This is a genomic window from Variovorax boronicumulans, from assembly GCF_019352895.1.
Classification (GTDB): Bacteria; Pseudomonadota; Gammaproteobacteria; order Burkholderiales; family Burkholderiaceae_C; genus Variovorax; species Variovorax boronicumulans_A.
Genome location: NZ_JAAAFX010000004.1, coordinates 1,098,786 through 1,119,236 on the forward strand (window position 1 = coordinate 1,098,786; position 20,451 = coordinate 1,119,236).

At 68.1% G+C, this 20,451-nt stretch carries 21 protein-coding genes; 16 read left to right on the top strand and 5 right to left on the bottom strand.

The features are described 5' to 3' along the window. Positions 1-167: 167 nt before the first annotated feature. Both rpmB and rpmG read left to right on the top strand, forming a co-directional pair. Entirely contained in the window at positions 168-401 is a 234-nt protein-coding gene (rpmB, locus tag K0H49_RS06620; protein ID WP_007830293.1) for a 50S ribosomal protein L28, read from the top strand. An 11-nt stretch (positions 402-412) separates the two neighbouring features. After that, positions 413-586, top strand: coding sequence for a 50S ribosomal protein L33 (gene rpmG / locus K0H49_RS06625; RefSeq protein ID WP_007830291.1), 174 nt, complete (start codon positions 413-415; stop codon positions 584-586). Positions 587-822: 236 nt separating this feature from the next. Here the strand turns inward: rpmG and K0H49_RS06630 are convergent, their stop codons facing one another. After that, a complete protein-coding gene (locus tag K0H49_RS06630; RefSeq protein ID WP_219210488.1) occupies positions 823-2,037 on the bottom strand; it encodes a DesA family fatty acid desaturase in 1,215 nt (404 codons plus the stop codon). 144 nt (positions 2,038-2,181) lie between these two features. After that, positions 2,182-3,453: an RsmB/NOP family class I SAM-dependent RNA methyltransferase gene (locus K0H49_RS06635; protein ID WP_219210490.1), complete on the bottom strand. Its 1,272-nt coding sequence runs from the start codon at positions 3,451-3,453 to the stop codon at positions 2,182-2,184. A gap of 67 nt (positions 3,454-3,520) precedes the next feature. Between K0H49_RS06635 and K0H49_RS06640 the strand changes: the two genes are divergently transcribed. After that, positions 3,521-3,757 (top strand): DUF1653 domain-containing protein, encoded by a 237-nt coding sequence (locus K0H49_RS06640; RefSeq protein ID WP_219210492.1) that lies wholly within the window; start codon positions 3,521-3,523, stop codon positions 3,755-3,757. Positions 3,758-3,773: 16 nt separating this feature from the next. Here K0H49_RS06640 and K0H49_RS06645 read toward each other — a convergent pair whose 3' ends face one another. Then, complete coding sequence (locus K0H49_RS06645) at positions 3,774-4,124, bottom strand: I78 family peptidase inhibitor (RefSeq protein WP_219210494.1); 351 nt, start codon at positions 4,122-4,124, stop codon at positions 3,774-3,776. Between the two features lie 29 nt (positions 4,125-4,153). Continuing rightward, positions 4,154-4,738, bottom strand: a complete 585-nt coding sequence (purN, locus tag K0H49_RS06650) for a phosphoribosylglycinamide formyltransferase (protein WP_219210496.1) — start codon at positions 4,736-4,738, stop codon at positions 4,154-4,156. A gap of 155 nt (positions 4,739-4,893) precedes the next feature. Here purN and K0H49_RS06655 point away from each other — a divergent pair, with 155 nt between their 5' ends. From K0H49_RS06655 to K0H49_RS06670, 4 genes are all read left to right on the top strand, one after another. Further along, positions 4,894-6,075, top strand: a complete 1,182-nt coding sequence (locus tag K0H49_RS06655) for an acyl-CoA dehydrogenase family protein (RefSeq protein WP_219210498.1) — start codon at positions 4,894-4,896, stop codon at positions 6,073-6,075. A 12-nt stretch (positions 6,076-6,087) separates the two neighbouring features. Then, entirely contained in the window at positions 6,088-7,203 is a 1,116-nt protein-coding gene (locus tag K0H49_RS06660) for an acyl-CoA dehydrogenase family protein (protein ID WP_219210500.1), read from the top strand. An 85-nt stretch (positions 7,204-7,288) separates the two neighbouring features. After that, a complete protein-coding gene (locus tag K0H49_RS06665) occupies positions 7,289-8,647 on the top strand; it encodes an alpha/beta fold hydrolase (RefSeq protein WP_219210502.1) in 1,359 nt (452 codons plus the stop codon). Positions 8,648-8,651: 4 nt separating this feature from the next. Then, positions 8,652-9,437, top strand: a complete 786-nt coding sequence (locus K0H49_RS06670; RefSeq protein ID WP_219210504.1) for an enoyl-CoA hydratase — start codon at positions 8,652-8,654, stop codon at positions 9,435-9,437. On the opposite strand, the gene K0H49_RS06675 is transcribed toward K0H49_RS06670, so the two are convergent. Further along, positions 9,434-9,994 (bottom strand): HNH endonuclease, encoded by a 561-nt coding sequence (locus K0H49_RS06675; protein ID WP_219210510.1) that lies wholly within the window; start codon positions 9,992-9,994, stop codon positions 9,434-9,436. The two genes, K0H49_RS06670 and K0H49_RS06675, sit on opposite strands and share 4 nt — an antisense overlap. A gap of 168 nt (positions 9,995-10,162) precedes the next feature. Between K0H49_RS06675 and K0H49_RS06680 the strand changes: the two genes are divergently transcribed. The 9 genes from K0H49_RS06680 to K0H49_RS06720 all read left to right on the top strand — a co-directional run bounded on the left by K0H49_RS06680 (position 10,163) and on the right by K0H49_RS06720 (position 20,363). After that, the gene (locus K0H49_RS06680; protein WP_219210512.1) at positions 10,163-11,188 is read left to right on the top strand and encodes a bifunctional riboflavin kinase/FAD synthetase; all 1,026 of its coding nucleotides are present in this window, start codon (positions 10,163-10,165) and stop codon (positions 11,186-11,188) included. A 107-nt stretch (positions 11,189-11,295) separates the two neighbouring features. Continuing rightward, positions 11,296-14,148 carry an isoleucine--tRNA ligase gene (ileS, locus tag K0H49_RS06685; RefSeq protein WP_219210514.1) on the top strand — a complete coding sequence of 951 codons (2,853 nt, stop codon included), beginning with the start codon at positions 11,296-11,298 and terminating at the stop codon, positions 14,146-14,148. Continuing rightward, positions 14,148-14,666 carry a signal peptidase II gene (gene lspA / locus K0H49_RS06690; protein ID WP_219210517.1) on the top strand — a complete coding sequence of 173 codons (519 nt, stop codon included), beginning with the start codon at positions 14,148-14,150 and terminating at the stop codon, positions 14,664-14,666. Before ileS ends, lspA begins: the two co-directional genes overlap by 1 nt. A gap of 126 nt (positions 14,667-14,792) precedes the next feature. Next, the gene (locus K0H49_RS06695) at positions 14,793-15,791 is read left to right on the top strand and encodes a LacI family DNA-binding transcriptional regulator (protein ID WP_219210519.1); all 999 of its coding nucleotides are present in this window, start codon (positions 14,793-14,795) and stop codon (positions 15,789-15,791) included. Positions 15,792-15,846: 55 nt separating this feature from the next. Beyond that, positions 15,847-16,860, top strand: coding sequence for an ABC transporter substrate-binding protein (locus K0H49_RS06700; protein WP_219210521.1), 1,014 nt, complete (start codon positions 15,847-15,849; stop codon positions 16,858-16,860). Further along, positions 16,857-17,666 carry an ABC transporter permease gene (locus K0H49_RS06705; protein WP_257624611.1) on the top strand — a complete coding sequence of 270 codons (810 nt, stop codon included), beginning with the start codon at positions 16,857-16,859 and terminating at the stop codon, positions 17,664-17,666. The genes K0H49_RS06700 and K0H49_RS06705 overlap by 4 nt, the downstream gene beginning before the upstream one ends. Positions 17,667-17,681: 15 nt before the next feature. Beyond that, the gene (locus K0H49_RS06710) at positions 17,682-18,482 is read left to right on the top strand and encodes an ABC transporter permease (RefSeq protein ID WP_219210524.1); all 801 of its coding nucleotides are present in this window, start codon (positions 17,682-17,684) and stop codon (positions 18,480-18,482) included. Further along, positions 18,472-19,539: an ABC transporter ATP-binding protein gene (locus K0H49_RS06715; protein WP_219210526.1), complete on the top strand. Its 1,068-nt coding sequence runs from the start codon at positions 18,472-18,474 to the stop codon at positions 19,537-19,539. Before K0H49_RS06710 ends, K0H49_RS06715 begins: the two co-directional genes overlap by 11 nt. Beyond that, on the top strand, positions 19,536-20,363 hold the full coding sequence (locus K0H49_RS06720; protein ID WP_219210528.1) for a phosphodiesterase: 828 nt from the start codon (positions 19,536-19,538) through the stop codon (positions 20,361-20,363). The genes K0H49_RS06715 and K0H49_RS06720 overlap by 4 nt, the downstream gene beginning before the upstream one ends. The last annotated feature ends 88 nt before the right edge of the window (positions 20,364-20,451 follow it).

Consider the following 20,451-nt stretch of genomic DNA (forward strand, 5'->3'; position numbering starts at 1 on the left):
TCTGCGCACGTTGAAAAACGTCGACGTGTGAGCGGCAGCCGGGGTACCGCCACCCGTTTCTGGCGAGGTCAAGCTGCAAAACATCCCGCAACGCCCTGTTGTGTGCGAGCCCTCCTGCTTCAGGCAAGGCTCCATGGGTGCCAGCTGTTTATGAAAGAAGTGTCCACATGGCACGCGTATGTGACGTCACGGGCAAAGGCCCGATGGTCGGGAACAATGTTTCCCACGCCAACAACAAAACCAAGCGCCGGTTCCTCCCGAACCTGCAATACCGTCGTTTCTGGGTCGAAACCGAAAACCGTTGGGTTCGCCTGCGGGTTTCGAGCGCTGCACTGCGCCTGATCGACAAGAACGGCATTGATGCCGTGCTCGCAGACCTGCGCGCACGCGGCCAAGCTTAAGGAGCTGAATCATGGCAACGAGCAAAGGCGGACGCGAGAAGATCAAGCTGGAATCCACCGCGGGTACCGGTCACTTCTACACCACGAGCAAGAACAAGAAGACGATGCCTGAAAAGATGTCGATCATGAAGTTCGACCCCAAGGCACGCAAGCATGTCGAATACAAGGAAATCAAGCTGAAGTAATTCAGCCTGAAGCCCACGAAAAACCCGCTGTGATCCAGCGGGTTTTTTTGCGTCTGCTTTGGCGGCGGTTTTGCTGTCTGCGCTTCGGAGAAGCCAGGGGAGCAGTGAGGCGATCCAGCCCTGGCCCCCTGCCGCCACGGCCCATCAGGAGCCGCATCCGCCGCACGCTTCGCCCCAGCAGCCGCCAATGAAAAAGCCGGCTCGCAAGCCGGCTTTGAAGCAGAGGCGCAGAACGCTCAGCCGCGGGCGGCGCGCAGGCGAACCGAGAACTCGTGCAGCGCAGCGATGCCGCTGGCCTCGGCGCGGTGGCACCAGGCGGCCAGGTCGACGGCCAGCTGCTCGCGCGATTGCGAGGTGTTGAGCCATAGCTGACGCAGCTCTTCGCGCATCGTCACCATCTTGTCGAGCACCGGATGTGCCTCGCGGGCCTGCACCAGGTTCGGCTTGGCGGCCGCCGGCACCTTGTCGTCGTCGCGGTGCAGCCAGCGGTTCGCGGCCTTGAGCACCGACAGGTCGGCGCCCTTGGCCTTGAGCTGCGCGAGCTCGTCCTTGACGGTGCTGCGCATGCCGCGGGCATAGCCGGCCATGACTTCGTAGCGGTTGGCGATCACGGCCTCGAGCGTCTTCTCGTCGGCCACCGGGCGCACCTCGCCGATCAGCATCTTCGGCGGCACCTTCTTGACCTTGGCCCAGCCGATGGCCTGGAAGGCCTGGATGTAGAGCCAGCCGATGTCGAACTCGTACTTCTTGACCGAGAACTTGGCCGAGGTCGGGTAGGTGTGGTGGTTGTTGTGCAACTCTTCGCCGCCGATGATCAGGCCGATCGGCGAGATGTTGCGGCTGGCGTCCACCGCCTCGAAATTGCGGTAGCCCCAGAAGTGACCGATGCCGTTGACCACGCCGGCCGCCCAGAACGGGATCCAGAGCATCTGCACGGCCCAGACAGCCGCGCCGGCCGCGCCGAACAGGCCGAGGTTGATCACCAGCATCAGGCCCACACCCTGCCAGCTGAAGCGCGAATACAGGTTGCGCTCGATCCAGTCATCGGGCGTGCCATGGCCGTAGCGCGCCATGGTTTCCTTGTTCTTCGATTCCTTGCGGTACAGCTCGGCGCCGCGCCACATGACTTCGTCGATGCCCTTGACCTGCGGGCTGTGCGGATCTTCCTCGGTCTCGCACTTGGCGTGGTGCTTGCGGTGGATGGCGACCCATTCCTTGGTCACCATGCCCGTGCCCAGCCACAGCCAGAAGCGGAAGAAATGCGAGGGGATGGGCCCCAGATCCATGGCCCGGTGCGTCTGCGTGCGGTGCAGGAAGATCGTCACACCGGCGATGGTGATATGCGTGGTGACGAGCGTGTACAACACGATCTGCCACCATGCGATGTCCCACAAGCCGTGTCCGAGCCAGTCGATGGCCGCGCTCAGGACGGCAGAGTCAGGAAGCAACATTGAATTCGGTACTCCATGGCCGCACGAAGGTGCAGCCTCCAGGTAACCTGTGATTTTAAGGGTTGGGCCCCTCAAAGAGGCCTAAATCCTTGATGCCACAGGCGTTTTCCCCTACTTTGGAGTGCCGAACCTAGCCCCGGTTCCCTATTTCCGTGTCCAGACGGCCGCGAAGAAGCCGTCGGTCGCATGCCGGTGCGGCCAGAGCCGCAGGTAACGGGTGGCGCCCTCGCCGCCGGCCCCCAGTTGCTCCGCGCCGGCCACCTTCAGGTCCGTCAGCAGGGCCGTCGCCTCCTGCGGCTCGAAATCCGGGTTGGCGGCACTGAAGGCTTCGGCAATGGCTTCGTTCTCCTCGGGCAACACGCTGCATGTTGCGTAGACGAGACGGCCGCCCGATTTCACGAGCCGCGCGGCGCTCTGCAGGATCGCCGTCTGCTTGGCGGTCAGTTCCTCGACCGACTTCGGCGACTGGCGCCACTTGAGGTCCGGGTTGCGCCGCAGCGTGCCCAGGCCGGAACAGGGGGCATCGACCAGCACCCGGTCGATCTTGCCGGCCAGGCGCTTGATGCGCTCGTCGCGCTCGTGCGCGATGGCCGCCGGATGAACATTCGACAGCTTGCTGCGCGCCAGCCGCGGCTTGAGCGCGTCGAGCCGGTGCGCCGAGGTGTCGAAGGCGTAGAGCCGGCCGGTGTTGCGCATGGTGGCGCCGATCGCCAGCGTCTTGCCACCGGCGCCGGCGCAGAAGTCCACCACCATCTCGCCGCGCTTGGCATCGAGCAGCAGGGCCAGCAACTGCGAGCCTTCGTCCTGCACCTCGACCGCGCCGCGCGCGAAGGCGTCGAGCTTGGTCAGCGCCGGCTTGCCGTCGATGCGCAGGCCCCACGGGGAAAAGGGGGTGGGCAGGGCTTTGATCGACGCCAGCGCCAGTTCCTTCTGAACGTCGGGGCGCTTGTCGTGCAGCACGTTCACGCGCAAGTCGAGCGGGGCCGGCTGCTGCAGGCTCTCGACCAGGGGCCAGAACTGGTCGCCCAGCTGCGCCTTGAGCGGCGCGACCAGCCACTCGGGCAGGTTGTGGCGATGGCGCTCGAGCAGATCGTCGGGACGGACCGCGTCGCAGTTGTCGAGCCAGCGCTTTTCGGTGTCGTTGAGTGCGCTCTTGAGGAAATCGCGCGGGCCGTGAAAGCCCAGGATCGCCATGCGGCGCTCCTTCGAGCCGGTGCCCGAGGGGGACAGGTGGTCGAACAGCAGCTTCTTGCGCAGGACCGTGAAAACGGTCTCTGCCAGGGTGGCGCGCTCGCGCGGGCCGAACTCGCGGTGCTCGCGGAAAAATCGGGAAACGACCTGATCGGCCGGGTGATCGAACTTCAAGACAAGGCCGACCAGATCGGCGCAGGCTTCCAACAGGGCTTTGGGGTGCATGCCCCGATTGTCTCAGCCGCGGGACCTCGCCTGCTTCCAGGCCGGCCGCGCGCACGAAAATGCGTGCATGAACGACACCGACCTGCCGCCCCTGATCGAAACGCCACCCGGGCGCTACCGCCACTACAAAGGAGGCGAATACGACGTCGTCGGCACCGTGCGGCACAGCGAAACCCTCGAGCCGATGACGCTCTACCGCGCGCTCTACGGCCAGCGCGGCCTGTGGGTGCGCCCGGCCGCCATGTTCGGGGAAGAGATCGTCTTCGAGGGGCGTGCGCAGCCCCGCTTCCGCAAGATCGACTGAAGCCGCCGGGGCGTGCTCAGCCGCAACGAACGGCGGTCACGCGGCTGCGCGCATCGACCTCGAGATTCAGGCGCGCGGCATTGAACTCCAGGGTCACGGCCTGACCGGGCCTGAGCACGCGCGACACCGTCGCGTTGGCGCGGGTGCGGGCGGCGGCTTCGAGCTGCGGCGACAGCGTCTGGCCCACCGCGAACCGGGCACCCGCGGCGCTGCACTCGGGCTGCGGCACGGGCGCGGGCACCGGTGCCGGCCTGGCCACCACCGGCGCCTCGACCACCGGCGCAGGCGCCGGCGCGGGCGCCGCACAGGCGGTCAGCAGGCCGATCGCCAGGGCGGCGATGGAAAAACCGATCGTTCTTCGGGTCATTCGGGCACTCCCTGAAAAACCGGATTGTGTCATCGGGACTGCGCCAGCCAGCGGGCGATCGCACGCGGATAGAGCCGGTGCTCCTGCGTCAGCACGCGTGCGGCCAGGGCCTCGGGCGTGTCGTCGGCGAATACGGGCACCACGGCCTGGTCGACGATCGGGCCATGGTCGAGCACGGCCGTGACCTGGTGCACCGTGGCGCCCGCCACGCGGCAGCCCGCCTCGAGGGCGCGCCGGTGCGTGTCCAGGCCCGGAAAGGCCGGCAGCAGCGAGGGATGGATATTGAGCAGCCGCCCCTCGTAGCGCGCCACGAAGCCCGGCGTGAGGATGCGCATGAAGCCTGCGAGCACCACCAGCGCCGGCGCATGGACATCGATGGCTTCGGCCAGCGCCGCATCGAAGGCCTCGCGCGTCGCGAAGGCCTTATGCGACAGCACCGCCGTGGCGATGCCCTCGGCCTGCGCGAAAGCCAGTCCGCCTGCGTCGGCCTTGTTGCTCACGACGGCGGCGATGCGCGCGTCGAAGCGCTCGGCCCAGCGTTCTTGGGCCGCCGCGCGCACGATGGCGGCCATGTTGGAGCCTCCGCCCGAAATCAGGATCACGATGTTTTTCATGGGTCGCGGGATTATCCGTGCGCCTGCACCGCGGTCCTGGCGTGCCCGGTTGTCGCAGCGCGGACACCCGAATCACGCACGACCGTGCTAAAAAGTCGGATTCCGGAGACACGCCGCCCTCCTCGCGGCGACGGAATCAACCATTCGAGGCAAGCATGGATTTGAGCTTCACACCCGAAGAACAGAAGTTCCGCGAAGAGGTTCGCGCCTGGGTCAAGGAAAACCTTCCGCACGAGATTTCGCACAAGGTGCACAACGCGCTCGAACTCACGCGCGACGATCTGCAAGGCTGGGCCAAGATCCTCGGCAAGAAGGGCTGGCTGGGCTACGGCTGGCCGAAGGAATTCGGCGGCCCCGGCTGGACCGCGATCCAGCGCCACCTGTTCGAGGAAGAGACCGCACTGGCCGGCGCGCCGCGCATCATCCCCTTCGGCCCCGTGATGGTGGCCCCGGTGATCATGGCCTTCGGCAACGCCGAACAGCAGAAACGCTTCCTGCCCGGCATCGCCAGCGGCGAAGTCTGGTGGAGCCAGGGCTACAGCGAACCCGGCTCGGGCTCCGACCTGGCGTCGGTCAAGACCAAGGCCGAGCGCCAAGGCGACAAGTACATCGTGAACGGCCAGAAGACCTGGACCACGCTGGGCCAGTACGGCGACTGGATGTTCAACCTCGTGCGCACCAGCAACGAAGGCAAGCCGCAGACCGGCATCAGCTTCCTGCTGCTCGACATGAAGTCGCCCGGCGTCACGGTGCGCCCGATCAAGCTGCTCGACGGCGGCCATGAAGTGAACGAAGTGTTCTTCGACAACGTCGAAGTGCCGGCCGAGAACCTGATCGGCGAAGAGAACAAGGGCTGGACCTACGCCAAGCACCTGCTCTCGCACGAACGCACCAACATCGCCGACGTGAACCGCGCCAAGCGCGAGCTCGAGCGCTTGAAGCGCATCGCCAAGAGCGAAGGTGTCTACGACGAGCCGCGCTTCCGCGACGAGGTCGCCAAGCTCGAGGTCGACATCGTCGCGCTCGAGATGATGGTGCTGCGCGTGCTGTCGGCCGCCACCTCGGGCAAGAACTCGCTCGACGTCGCAGGCCTGCTCAAGATCCGCGGCAGCGAGATCCAGCAGCGCTACAGCGAACTGATGATGCTGGCCGGCGGCCCGTATTCGCTGCCGCTGATCCGCGAAGCCATGGAAGCCGGCTGGCAGGGCAACTTCCCGGGCGGCAACCCGGCGCTCGCGCCGCTGACGTCGACCTTCTTCAACATGCGCAAGACCACCATCTACGGCGGTTCGAACGAAGTGCAACGCAACATCGTCGCGCAGACGGTCCTGGGCTGAGGAGACACGAACATGGACTTCAATTTCACCGACGACCAGGAACAGCTGCGCGACGCGGTCCGCAAGTGGGTCGACAAGGGCTACGACTTCGAGCGCCGCCGCGGCATCGAGGCCAAGGGCGGCTTCTCGCGCGAGGCCTGGGACGAACTGGCCGAACTCGGCCTGGGCGGCCTGTACATCTCCGAAGACGACGGTGGCCTGGGCATGGGCCCGGTGGCCGGCATGGTCGTGATGGAAGAACTGGGCCGCGGCATCGTGCTCGAGCCCTTCGCGCAAACGCTGATCGCGGGTGCGGTGCTCGGCGGCTATGCCGACGGCAACCTCAAGGACAACTGGCTGCCGCGCATCGCGGGTGGCCAGGCCATCGTGGTGCTGGCCTACCAGGAGCGCAAGGCGCGCTACCGCCTCGACGTGTGCGAGGCCACGGTCGTGAAGTCGGGCAGCGGTCATTCGCTGACCGGCGCCAAGAGCCTGGTGGCGGTGGGTGACGAGGCCGATGCCTTCATCGTGCCCGCCAAGGTCGACGGCAAGATCGCCCTGTTCCTGGTCGAGCGCAGCGCCAGCGGCGTCGAAGCCCGCGGCTACGGCACGCAGGACGGCAGCCGCGCGGCCGAGGTCGTGTTCGACAAGGCCGATGCCGCGCTGATCACGGCCGACGGCCTGGCTGCGCTGGAGTACGCGGTGGACGTCGGCATCGCCGCCACCTGCGCCGAAGCCGTCGGCGTGATGGACAAGACCGTCGCCCTGACCATCGACTACATGAACCAGCGCAAGCAGTTCGGTGTGGTGATCTCCAGCTTCCAGGCGCTGCGCCATCGCGTCGCCGACATGAAGATGCAGCTCGAACTCGCACGCTCGATGAGCTACTACGCGACGCTCAAGCTCAACGCACCGGCCGACGAGCGCCGCCAGGCGCTGGCGCGCGCCAAGTACCAGCTGGGCACGTCGATGCGCTATGTGGCCGCGAACTCGGTGCAGCTGCACGGCGGCATCGGCGTGACCGACGAATACATCGGCAGCCACTACTTCCGCAAGCTCACGCAGCTGGAACTGACCTTCGGCGACACGCTGCACCACCTGGGCGAAGTGTCGGCCCGCATGCAGGACACGGCCGGCGTCTTCGCCTGACGGTCTTTCCCTCTTAGCATCCAACGCCCGCCCGCTTCTGCGCCGGCGGGCGTTTTCACGTGGACCCCAGCCCCAGGAACGCAACATGCCATCCCGCCGCACCCTCCTCGCCATGGCCGTCCTCGGGACCGCCGCCACCGCCATGCTGACCGCCTGCGCAACGTCCTCCCCGCCATCGACCACCGAACGCCCGCCGATCGTCTTCATGCACGGCAACGGCGATTCGGCCGCACTGTGGCAGACCACGCTCTGGCGCTTCGAATCCAACGGCTGGCCGCGCGATCGGCTGTTCGCGGTCGACCAGCCCACGCCGCTGGCACGCGACGACGATGCCGTGGCGCAGCCCGGCCGCAGTTCGAGCGCCGAATCGGCCGCCTTCCTGAAGGCCGAGGTCGACCGGGTGCTCAAGGCGACCGGCGCCAGCAAGGTGGTGCTGATCGGCAACTCGCGCGGCGGCAACACGATCCGCAACTACGTGCAGAACGGCGGCGGCGCGGCCGTGGTGAGCCACGTGGTGCTGGGCGGCAACCCGGCGCACGGCATCTGGGCGGTCAGGGGCTTCCGCGAGAACAACGAGTTCTCGGGGCTCTCGCGCTTCATGCAGCAGCTCAATGCGCCCAAGGGCCCGAACGGCGACGAGGTCACGCCGAGCGTGAAATGGCTGACCCTGCGCTCGGACAACAACGACAAGTACGCGCAGCCCGACGGTGCGTGGATCGGCGCGCCGGGCCAGCCGACGAACATCGGCTTCGACGGACCGGCGCTCAAGGGGGCGACCAACCTCGTGCTGCCGCGCGCCGACCACCGCGAGGTCTCGTTCTCGCCGGCCGCCTTTGCCGCCACCTGGCAGTTCCTCACGGGCGAGGCGCCACGCAGCACGGCCATCGCGCCCGAAGCCAGTGTGGTGCTCGGCGGCCGCGTGCTCAACGCGGAGAACCTGCCGCTGGCCGGTGCGCAGCTCGCCATCTACGCGGTCGACCCGGCCACGGGCGTGCGGCGCGGCGAGGCGGTGCACCGCCAGGACATCGGCGCCGACGGCCGCTGGGGCCCCTTCGCCGCACGCGGCGACACGTTCCATGAGTTCGCCGTCAGCGCCGCGGGCGGCGTGACCCACATCTACCGCAGCCCCTTCCCGCGCAGCAGCAGCGTGGTCCACCTGCGCCCCGAACGCCTCGCGGCCGCCGACAGCGGCGCGAATGCGGTCGTGGTCTTCACGCGGCCGCGCGGCTACTTCGACGTGCAACGCGACACCCTGCGCTTCGACGGCCAGAGCCCGCCGGCCGGCGTGCCGCCCAAGGGCGCGGGCGTGTCGAGTTCCAGGCTGCGCATCGCGGCGGATGCGCCGCAACGCGCGGTCAGCGGCGAGTTCAACGGCGAACGCATCGCCGGCCAGACCTGGCCCGCGGCACAGGGCCATGTGACGGTGCTCGAACTCACCTACTGACGCCATGGACGCCACCCCGACGCCCTGCCTGCTGCAGACGCGCGACGCGCGCGGCGTGGTCACGCTGACGCTGAACCGGCCCGCGGCCTTCAACGCGCTGTCGCAAGCCCTGATCGAGGCGCTCGAGCAGGCGCTGGACGGTATCGCAGAAGACGAGCAGGTGCGCGCGGTCGTGATCGCCGGCGCCGGCAAGGCCTTCTGCGCCGGGCATGACCTCAAGGAGATGCGCGCAGAGCCCTCGTTGAACTACTACCAGCAGCTGTTCGAGCGCTGCGGCGCGATGATGCTGCGGATCCAGCGCCTGCCGGTGCCCGTGATCGCGCGCGTGCACGGCATCGCCACCGCGGCCGGCTGCCAGCTGGTGGCGATGTGCGACCTGGCGGTGGCCGCGAGCGATGCGCGCTTCGCGGTCAGCGGCGTCAACGTGGGCCTGTTCTGCGCCACGCCCAGCGTCACGCTGTCGCGCAACCTGGGGCGCAAGGCGGCCTTCGAGATGCTGGTGACGGGCGAGTTCATCGGCGCCGAGGAGGCCCGGGACAAGGGGCTGGTCAACCGCGTGGCGCCGCCCGAGGCCCTCGACGCCGAGGTCGAATCGCTGGTCGCGAGCATCGTCGCCAAGCCGCGCATCGCGCTGGCGCTCGGCAAGGGCCTGTTCTACCGCCAGCTCGAAACCGGCATCGAGGCTGCGCTGGCCGACGCCAGCCAGACCATGGCCTGCAACATGATGGACGAGAGCGCGCTGGAAGGCGTGCAGGCCTTCATCGAGAAGCGCCCGCCCGACTGGCGCTAGCTGTCGTGCAGCCGCGAACTCTGCGGCAGGTGCGCCATCAGGAACTCCATCTGGTCCGCCAGGATGCGGCGGTTGCGCAGGATGAAGTCCTCCCAGAGGCTGGGCACGTAGGGCGTGTAGAGCAGCGGCATGTTGGCCTGCTCGGGCGTGCGGCTGCTCTTGCGGTGGTTGCAGGGCTTGCAGGCCGTGACCACGTTCATCCACACGTCGATGCCCTGCTGCGCGAAGGGGATGATGTGCTCGCGCGTGAGTTCGTCCTCGTGGAAATGGCCGCCGCAATAGGCGCAGACATTGCGGTCGCGCGCGAACAGCTTGCTGTTGCTCAGGCCGGGCCGCTGCGTGAACGGATTGATGCGGGGCACACCCTTGGTGCCGATGATGCTGTTGATCGCGATCTGCGACTGCAGGCCGGTGACCGCATTGTGGCCGCCACGGAAGACCGCCACCTGCGCGCCGACCTCCCAGCGCACCTCGCCCGCCGCGTAGTGGAGCACCGCCTCTTCAAGCGAAATCCACGACTGGGGCAGCCCTTGGGCCGACAGCTTCAAGACCTTCACACACGCCTCCTGACAACAGGGAAGAACACGGAGAGACCCGGACCACGGCAGCACCCCGGAGGGCACGCACCGCGACGCACTGCGTCACAATATACCGGCTTTGTGACAACACGCCCTGCCGTGGCCCCATTCCGCGGGCTTGCAGCGCTCTCAAAAACAGATCGATCCATGCAGGTTTTTCGCGGATTCCGGCATCCTGGCGTGGCTTCGGCCTGCGCCCTCACCATCGGCAATTTCGACGGCGTGCACCGTGGCCACCAGGCCATGCTGGCGCTGCTGCAGACCGAAGCGCGCCAGCGCGGCCTGCCCAGCTGCGTGCTGACCTTCGAACCCCACCCGCGCGACTACTTCTCGGCGCTCACCAAGCAGCCGGCGCTGGCGCCCGCGCGCATCGGCACGCTGCGCGACAAGCTGGGTGAGCTGGCGGCCTGCGGGGTGGCGCAGACCATCGTGCTGCCCTTCGACGCCCGGCTGGCCGCGCAATCGCCCGAGGAATTTATCCGGAACGTGCTGATCGAGGGCCTGGGCACGCGCTACGTGCTGGTGGGCGATGACTTCCGCTTCGGCGCCAAGCGGGCCGGCGACTACGCGATGCTCGACGCCGCCGGTGAACAACATGGCTTCGACGTGGCGCGCATGAACAGCTATGAAGTCCGCGGGCTGCGGGTGTCGAGTTCGGCGGTGCGCGAGGCGCTGGCCGAGGGCCGCATGGCCGACGCCCAGACCCTGCTGGGCCGGCCCTACGCCATCTCGGGCCATGTGGTGCACGGCCGCAAGCTGGGGCGCGCGCTGGGCGCCACCGCGCCGGGCCAGGACGACGGCTTCCGCACGCTCAACCTGCGCTTCAAGCACTGGAAGCCGGCCGCCAGCGGCATCTTCGCGGTGCTGGTGCACGGGCTGGCCGAGCGCCCGCTGCAGGGCGTGGCGAACCTCGGCGTGCGCCCCTCGCTGGACCCGAACGACGTCAACGCGGGCCGCGTGCTGCTGGAAACCCATTGCCTCGATTGGCCCGCCGAACTGGGGCGAGAAGGCGGCTACGGTAAAATCGTCCGCGTGGAACTGCTGCACAAACTGCACGACGAATTGCGCTACACCAGCCTCGAAGCCCTCACCGCGGGCATCGCCAAGGATGGCGACGACGCACGCGCCTTCTTTGCGTCCACCCACCGTCAGACCACGCGCGACCGAATTTAAAGCGGAACCGTCTTCCGCCGCGCGCGGCCGCCCTTGTGTCACATCGGCGCCGCACCCTCCCCCGATTCTTCGAGCGCTGCCCCGCAGCGCAGACACCTGGAAACCCCATGGCTGACAACAAAACCGCAGGCGGCACCGATTACCGCGCCACCCTCAACCTGCCCGACACCCCCTTCCCGATGCGCGGCGACATGTCCAAGCGCGAGCCGGGCTGGGTCAAGGAGTGGGAAGACCAGGGCCTCTACAAGCGGCTGCGCGACGCCCGCATCGGCAAGCCGAAGTTCATCCTGCACGACGGCCCGCCCTACGCCAACGGCCAGATCCACATGGGCCATGCGGTCAACAAGATCCTCAAGGACATGATCACCAAGGCGCGCCAGCTCGAAGGCTTCGACGCGCTCTACGTGCCCGGCTGGGACTGCCACGGCCTGCCGATCGAGAACGCGATCGAGAAGAAGCACGGCCGCAACCTGAGCCGCGACGACATGCAGGCCAAGAGCCGCGCCTTCGCGACCGAGCAGATCGCGCAGCAGATGGCCGACTTCCAGCGCCTGGGCGTGCTGGGCGAGTGGGACCACCCGTACAAGACCATGGACTTCGCCAACGAGGCCGGCGAGCTGCGCGCCTTCAAGCGCGTGATCGAGCGCGGTTTCGTCTACCGCGGGCTGAAGCCCGTGTACTGGTGCTTCGACTGCGGTTCCTCGCTGGCCGAGTTCGAGATCGAGTACGCCGACAAGAAGTCGCAGACCATCGACGTGGCCTTCAAGGCGCACGAGCGCGCCAAGGTGCTCGAAGCCTTCGGCCGCCCCGATGTGCTGGGCGACATCTTCGCGGTCATCTGGACCACCACCGCCTGGACCATCCCGGCCAACCAGGCCATCAACCTGAACCCCGAGCTCGAGTACTCGCTGGTCGACACCGAGCGCGGCCTGCTGATCCTGGCCAATTCCCTGGTCGAGATGTGCATGACGCGCTATGCGCTCGACGGCAAGGTGCTGGCCACGGTCAAGGGCGAGGCACTGGGCGGGCTGGAATTCGAGCATCCGCTGTACGACGTGGATGCCGGCTACCAGCGCCTGTCGCCGGTCTACCTGGCCGACTACGCCACCGCCAGCGACGGCACCGGCCTGGTCCACTCGTCGCCCGCCTATGGCGTGGACGACTTCAACTCCTGCATCGCCCACGGCGTCGCCTACGACGACATCCTGAACCCGGTGCAGGGCAACGGCACCTACGCCCCGGACTTCCCGCTGTTCGGCGGGCAGCACATCTGGAAGGCCGTGCCGGAGATCATCGCCGCGCTGCGCGACGCCAACCGCCTGCTGGCCACCGAGGGCATCACCCACAGCTACCCGCACTGCTGGCGCCACAAGACGCCGGTGATCTACCGCGCCGCGGCGCAGTGGTTCATCCGCATGGACGAGGGCGAAGGCGTGTTCACCAAGGACAAGGCGCCCAAGACGCTGCGCCAGACCGCGCTCGACGCCATCGAGCAGACCAGCTTCTACCCGGAGAACGGCAAGGCGCGCCTGCACGACATGATCGCCGGCCGGCCCGACTGGTGCATCTCGCGCCAGCGCAGCTGGGGCGTGCCGATCCCCTTCTTCCTGCACAAGGATTCGGGCGAGCTGCATCCGCGCACCATGGAGATCCTCGACCAGGCCGCCGACATCGTCGAAAAGGGCGGCATCGAGGCCTGGAGCCGCGTCACGACCGAGGAGATCCTCGGCGCCGAGGACGCGCCCAGCTACACCAAGAGCACCGACATCCTCGAGGTGTGGTTCGACTCCGGCTCGACCTTCTATCACGTGCTGCGCGGCACCCACCCCAACGTGCACCACGACGTCGGCCCCGAGGCCGACCTGTACCTCGAAGGCCATGACCAGCACCGCGGCTGGTTCCATTCGTCGCTGCTGATCGCCTCGGCGCTCGAGGGCCGCGCGCCCTACAAGGGCCTGCTGACGCACGGCTTCACGGTCGACAGCCAGGGCCGCAAGATGAGCAAGTCGCTGGGCAACGGCATCGACCCGCAGGAGGTCAGCAAGAAGCTGGGCGCCGAGATCATCCGCCTGTGGGTGGCGGCCAGCGACTACTCGGGCGACATCGCGGGCGACGACAAGATCCTGGCGCGCGTGGTCGATGCCTACCGCCGGATCCGCAACACGCTGCGCTTCCTGCTGGCCAACACCAGCGACTTCGACATCGCCAAGGACGCGGTGCCGCTCGACCAGCTGCTCGAGATCGACCGCTACGCGCTGGCGCGCGCGGCCGAGTTCCAGGCCGAGATCCTGGCCCACTACCAGGTCTACGAGTTCCACCCGGTGGTGGCCAAGCTGCAGATCTACTGCTCCGAAGACCTGGGCGGCTTCTACCTCGACGTGCTCAAGGACCGGCTCTACACCACGGCACCCGGCTCGCAGGCGCGCCGCAGCGCGCAGACCGCGCTGTGGCACATCACGCAGGCGATGCTGCGCTGGATGGCGCCCTTCCTGAGCTTCACCGCCGAAGAGGCGTGGAAGCTGGTGGGCACGGGCGCGCCCGGCACCTCGATCTTCACGCAGGTCTACAGCGACCTGGGCACGCCCGACGACGGCCTGCTGGCCAAGTGGACGCGCATCTGCGAGATCCGCGACAGCGTCAACAAGGAGATCGAGACGGTGCGCGCCACCGGCCAGGTCGGCTCCTCGCTGCAGGCCAACGTGGTGCTCACCGCCACGCCGGAAGACCATGCGCTGCTGGCCTCGCTGGGCGAAGACCTGAAGTTCGTGTTCATCACCTCGGCCGTCACGCTGGTGGCCGGCGACGCACCCTCGGTGCTGGTCACGCCCAGCGCCGACACCAAGTGCGAGCGCTGCTGGCACTGGCGTGCCGACGTGGGACACGATGCGGCGCACCCGACGCTGTGCGGCCGCTGCACCAGCAACCTCTACGGCGCCGGCGAAGCGCGGAGCGTCGCCTGATGGCCCGCGCCGTCACCGCCAAGCGGGGTGCGGGCAAGAGCCTGGCCAACAGCATCTGGCCCTGGCTGGGCCTGGCGCTGGTGCTGTTCATCCTCGACCAGTTCACCAAGACGCTGATCCTGGGCTACTACCGGCTCGGCGACTGGACCCAGATCACCGGCTTCTTCAACATCGTGCGTGCGCACAACACCGGCGCGGCCTTCTCCTTCCTGGCCGACAGCTCGGGCTGGCAGCGCTGGCTGTTCACCGGCATCGGCCTGGCGGCTGCGGTGTTCATCGTCTGGATGCTGAAGTCGCACGCGGGCCAGAAGCTGTTCAGCTTCGCCATGGCCTGCATCCTGGGCGGCGCCGTGGGCAACGTGGTCGACCGCATGATGCACGGCTACGTGGTGGACTTCCTGGACTTCCACCTCGCCGGGCGCCACTTCCCGGCCTTCAACGTGGCCGATGCGGCGATCACCATCGGCGCCATCTGCCTGATCCTGGACGAGCTGCGGCGCGTCAAACGCGGCAAGTAAGCCATCTCCCTTCGCTTCTCACGAAAACCGCGTCGACCCTCCTAGGGTTTACGCGGTTTTCTCGTTCGTCATCACAGGGTCATACTGCCGTGGTGCAATGTAATCGATTACATATCGCCACCACAGATGAACATCCAGATCGTTGCCGAACGTGCCGGCGTCTCCGTCGCCACGGTTTCACGTGCATTCAATTTCCCGGACAAGGTCGCGCCCGCCACCCGTGAGCTGGTCGAGCGCGTGGCCAAGGAGCTGGGTTACCTGCCCAACGCCAGCGCCCGCACGCTGCGCACCCAGCGCAGCCGCGTGCTGGGCGTGGTGCTGCCCACGCTGCTGAACCCGACCTTCGCCGAATGCCTGCAGGGCATCGCCGAGGCTGCGGCGGCCGGCGGCTATGCGATCATCCCGGTCACCACCGGCTACGAGGTCGAGGAGGAGCAGCGCTCGGTCCACCAGCTGCTGGCCGGCAATGTCGACGGGATGATCCTGGTGGTCTCCAACCCCTCGAACTCGGTCGCGCTGCAGCGGCTGCACGGCGCGGCCGTGCCCTACGTGCTGGCCTACAACCGGCACCCGGCCCATCCCTGCGTCTCGGTCGACAGCGAGCGCGCCTCGGCCGAGGTGGTCGAGCGGCTGGTGCGGCTGGGCCACCGGCGCATCGCCATGGTCAGCGGCACGCTGGCCGCGTCCGACCGCTCGCAGCAACGCTTTCGTGGCTACCTCCAGGGCATGGCCGACGCCGGCCTGGACGCGCTGCCGCTGCTCGAGGTGCCCTTCGTCGAGACGGCGGTCGAGGCCGTGCGCCACTACCTCGAGGCCGCGCCGCGCCCCAGCGCCCTGTTCTGCTCGAACGACCTGCTGGCGATCCGCTGCATCCGCGCCGCGCACCGCAACGGCCTGCGCGTGCCGCAGGACCTGGCGGTGGTGGGCTTCGACGGCATCGCGCTCGGCGAGGACCTGACGCCCGCCCTGAGCACCGTGACCCAGCCCAACCACGACATCGGCCGCCATGCGGTGGAACTGCTGGTGAAGGCGCTGGCCGCCGGCACCGCGCCCGGCGCCGACGCCAGCCTGCTGCTGCCCCATGCCTTCCGCGAAGGCGAGTCCTATGCGGCGGCGCCGGCCTGACCTCTTTCGTTTTCTCTTTCTCCCCACCCGATCCCTTCAGACCAAGGAGCCTTCCATGTCTTCGACCCTTCGACGCATCGCCCGCCTGGGCGTGCTGGCCGCCGGCCTCGCCGCCGCCAGCGTGACCATGGCCCAGACGGCCATCTGCTACAACTGCCCGACCGAATGGGCCGACTGGGGCACGCAGCTGCGCGCCGTCAAGGCCAAGACCGGCGTCACCGTGCCGGCCGACAACAAGAACTCGGGCCAGGCGCTGGCGCAGATGGTGGCCGAGAAGGCCAGCCCGGTGGCCGACGTGACCTACCTGGGCGTGACCTTCGCCATCCAGGCGCAGAAGGAAGGCGTGGTCGCGCCCTACCAGCCGGCCAACTTCAAGGACATCCCCGACGGCCTCAAGGACCCGGCCGGCAACTGGTTCAGCATCCACTCGGGCACGCTGGGCTTCATGGTCAACGTCGACGCGCTCAAGGGCAAGCCGGTGCCGAAGTCGTGGGCCGACCTGCTCAAGCCCGAATACAAGGGCCTGATCGGCTACCTCGACCCGGCCTCGGCCTTCGTCGGCTACGTCGGCGCGGTGGCAGTCAACGAAGCGCGCGGCGGCAACCTCGACAACTTCGGCCCGGCCATCGACTACTTCAAGGCGCTGCAGAAGAACGAACCCATCGTGCCCAAGCAGACTTCGTACGCGCGCGTGCTGTCGGGCGAGATCGCGATCCTGCTCGACTACGACTTCAACGCCTACCGCGCCAAGTACAAGGACAAGGCCAACGTGGCCTTCGTGATCCCGGCCGAAGGCACGGTGGTCGTGCCCTATGTGATGAGCATGGTGGCCAAGGCCCCGCACGCGGCCGAGGCGAAGAAGGTGCTGGACTTCACGCTGTCCGACGAAGGCCAGGCGATCTGGGCCAAGGCCTACCTGCGCCCGGTGCGCGCCAGCGCCATGCCCAAGGACGTCGAGGCCCAGTTCCTGCCCGCCGCCGAATACGCGCGCGCCAAGACCGTCGACTACGGCCGCATGGCCGCGGCGCAGCGCGCCTTCTCCGACCGCTACCTGAAGGACGTGCGTTGAAGTCCAGGCAGCACTGGCTGCTGCTGGGCTGTGCAGCCCCGGCCGCCGCTTTCTTCCTGATGTTCTGGCTGTTGCCGGTGCTCCGCCTGATGGCGCTGCCGGCGGAGAAGGGCTGGGCCACCTATTTCGCGGTGCTGACCGACGGCCGCTATGTGCAGAGCATGGTCAACACCGTGCTGCTGTCCCTGGGCGTCACGCTGGCCACCCTGATCCTCGGCGGCGCGGTCGGCGTCTACCTGGCGCGGCGCGAGTTCGTCGGCAAGCGCATGCTGCTGTCGCTGCTGACGCTGCCGCTGTCCTTCCCCGGCGTGATCATCGGCTTCTTCGTGATCCTGCTGGGCGGCCGGCAGGGCCTGGTGGCCGACCTGTCCGACGCACTGGTCGGCGAGCGCATCACCTTCGCCTATGGCCTGCTGGGCCTGTTCCTCGCGTACCTCTACTTCTCGCTGCCGCGCGCCATCGCCACCTACGCCGCGGCCGCGGAGTCGATGAACATGCAGCTCGAGGAAGCGGCCCGTTCGCTGGGCGCCTCGCGCCTGCGCGTGGTGCGCGACGTGTGGCTGCCCGAGCTGGCGCCCACCACGCTGGCCTGCGGCGCGATCCTGTTCGCGACCTCGATGGGCGCCTTCGGCACGGCCTTCACGCTGGCCAGCAAGTTCGAGGTGATCCCCATCACCATCTACAACGAGTTCACCAACTACGCCAACTTCGCGCTGGCCGCCTCGCTGTCGATCGCGCTGGGCGTCGTGACCTGGCTGGTGCTGTTCGTGGCGCGCCATTTCGGCGGCAACCCAACCGTGCGCTGAGGGCGAGGAGCAAGCATGCGAAAGAACACGCAACCCAAGGCGCCCTTCCTGTTCGCGGTGACGGCCATCGTGAGCTTCTTCATGATCGCGCCGATGCTGCTGTCGGTAATGGCGGGCCTGGTCAACAACTACAGCGTGGGCCTCAAGAGCGGCCTCACGACCCGCTGGCTCGGCGAGGTGTGGGAGGTCTACGGCGGCACCGTCGGCTGGTCGCTCGCGCTGGCGCTGGTCTGCGTCGCGGGCACCGTCGTGCTCGGCGTGCCCTGCGCCTACGCGCTGGCGCGCAGCCGCTCGCGCACCGCACGCATCTTCGAGGAGCTGCTCACGCTGCCGGTGGCGGTGCCGGGCCTGGCGACCGCGCTGGCGCTGATCCTGGCCTACGGCCAGATCACGGCCTTCCGCCAGAGCTTCGCCTTCATCCTGGTCGGCCACATCGTCTTCACCCTGCCCTTCATGGTGCGCACCGTGGCCTCGGCCTTCCAGCGCAACGACCTGGTCGCACTGGAAGAAGCCGCGCGCACGCTGGGCGCGAGCTTTCCCCAACGCTTCCTCGGCGTGCTGGTGCCGGCGGTGTTCCCGGCCATCGTCGCGGGCAGCCTGATGGTCTTCACGCTCTCGGTCGGCGAATTCAACCTGACCTGGATGCTGCACACGCCGCTCACGCGCACGCTGCCCGTGGGCCTGGCCGACAGCTACGCCTCGATGCGCATCGAAGTCGGCTCGGCCTACACGCTGGTCTTCTTCATCGTCATTCTCCCGGTGCTGTGGGGCCTGCAGTCCCTCGCCCATCTCATGCAGAAACGCTATGGAACTTGAACGCATCCCGGTCGACGTCGAGAACGTCGCCAAGACCTACGCCGACGGCACCCGCGGCCTGCAACCCACGCACCTCCATGTCGAGCCGGGCGAAGTGCTCGCGCTGCTCGGCCCCTCGGGCTGCGGCAAGACCACGCTGCTGCGCCTGATCGCCGGCCTCGAGACGCTGGACGCGGGCGGCCGCATCCGCTTCGGCGACCAGGACGTGACGAACAAGCCCGTCGAGCAGCGCGGCGTGGGCATGGTGTTCCAGAGCTACGCGCTGTTCCCGCAGCTGAGCGTCGCCGCCAACATCGGCTACGGCCTGCGCATCCGCGGCGTGAGCGCGGCCGACGAGCGCCGCACGGTGGGCGAACTGGTCGAACTCACGCGCCTCACGGGCCTGGAGAACAAGCGCCCGGCCGAACTCTCGGGCGGCCAGCGCCAGCGCGTGGCCCTGGCCCGCGCCGTGGCCGTGCGCCCGCGCGTGCTGCTGCTCGACGAGCCGCTGGCCGCGCTCGACGCCAAGCTCAAGGAGTCGCTGCGCGACGAGCTGGCCGAGCTGCTGCGCCGGCTGCACATCACGGCCATCCACGTCACGCACGACCAGCAGGAAGCCATGGCCATCGCCGACCGGCTGGCCGTGATGCGCGCCGGCCGCATCGTGCAGATCGGCCGCGGCGAAGACCTCTACCGCGCGCCCAGCCATCCCTTCGTGGCCGAGTTCCTGGGCCGGGTGAACCGGCTCGAGCGTTCGGCGCAGGCCATCGCGCAGGGCGTGCTCGCCTTCGGCGGCACGACCATTGCATGCCCTGCCGACTGGATGAACCACCCGACCCTGCTGCTGCGCCCCGAAGACGTCGAGATCGGCGCGCCCGGCCAGGCCGGCTGGGGCACCGCCCGCGTCGAACAGCGCACCTTCCTCGGCGACCGCGTGCAGCTGCGCCTGAGCCTGGCCGACCAGCCGGGCCTGCTGGCCGACGCGGTGCGAGACACGCCCTTCAACGCCGGCGATGCCATCGGCATCCGTGTCCAACCCCACCGCCTCATGACCTCGCAGGAGGAGGTCAGCGCATGACCTACACCGTTCTCGTTCAACTGACCGATCTCCACATCCGTGAACCGGGCCGCCTGGCCTACGGCCGGATCGACACCGCGCCCTACCTGAAGCGCGCGGTGCAGAGCGTGCTGCGCCTGCGCCAGGCGCCCGATGCGGTGGTGATCACCGGCGACCTCAGCGACTTCGGGCGCGCGGCCGAGTACGCGCACATGGCCGAGCTGCTGGCGCCGCTGACCATGCCGGTCTACCTGATGCCCGGCAACCACGACGACCGCGACCAATTGCGCCGCAGCTTCCCCGGCCACAGCTACCTCGGTGCGATCGGCGAGTTCGTGCAGTACAGCGTGAAGGTCGGTGCGCTGCGCCTGCTCACGCTCGACACCTGCGTGCCCGGCCACAGCCACGGCACGCTCGACGCCGAGCGCCTGGCCTGGCTCGAAGCGCAGCTCGCGGCCTGCAAGGGCGAGCCGGTGGTCATCGCGATGCACCATCCGCCCTTCCGCACGCTGATCGGCCACATGGACGACATCGGCCTGCTCGAGGGCCGGGCCGAGCTCGAAGCACTGGTGGCGCGCCATCCCAACGTCGAGCGCGTGATCTGCGGCCACCTGCACCGCACGATCGACGTGCGCTTCGGCGGCACCATCGCCTCGACCTCGCCGGCACCGGGCCACCAGGTCACGCTCGATCTCGACCCGCAGGCGCCCTCCTCCTGGGGCCTCGAGCCGCCGGGCTTCCGCGTGCATGCGTGGGACGGCGAACGGCTGGTCACGCACCTGGCCGCATCGGGCGAATTTGAAGGTCCCTACCCTTTCCATGAGAATGGGGCCTTGATCGACTGAACCCGGCGTCCCTCGCTGACGCCTTGCCGCACATCCCGTGTTGACAATAGAGGCTCACTGAACAACAAAGAAGAGAAAGCCATCCGCC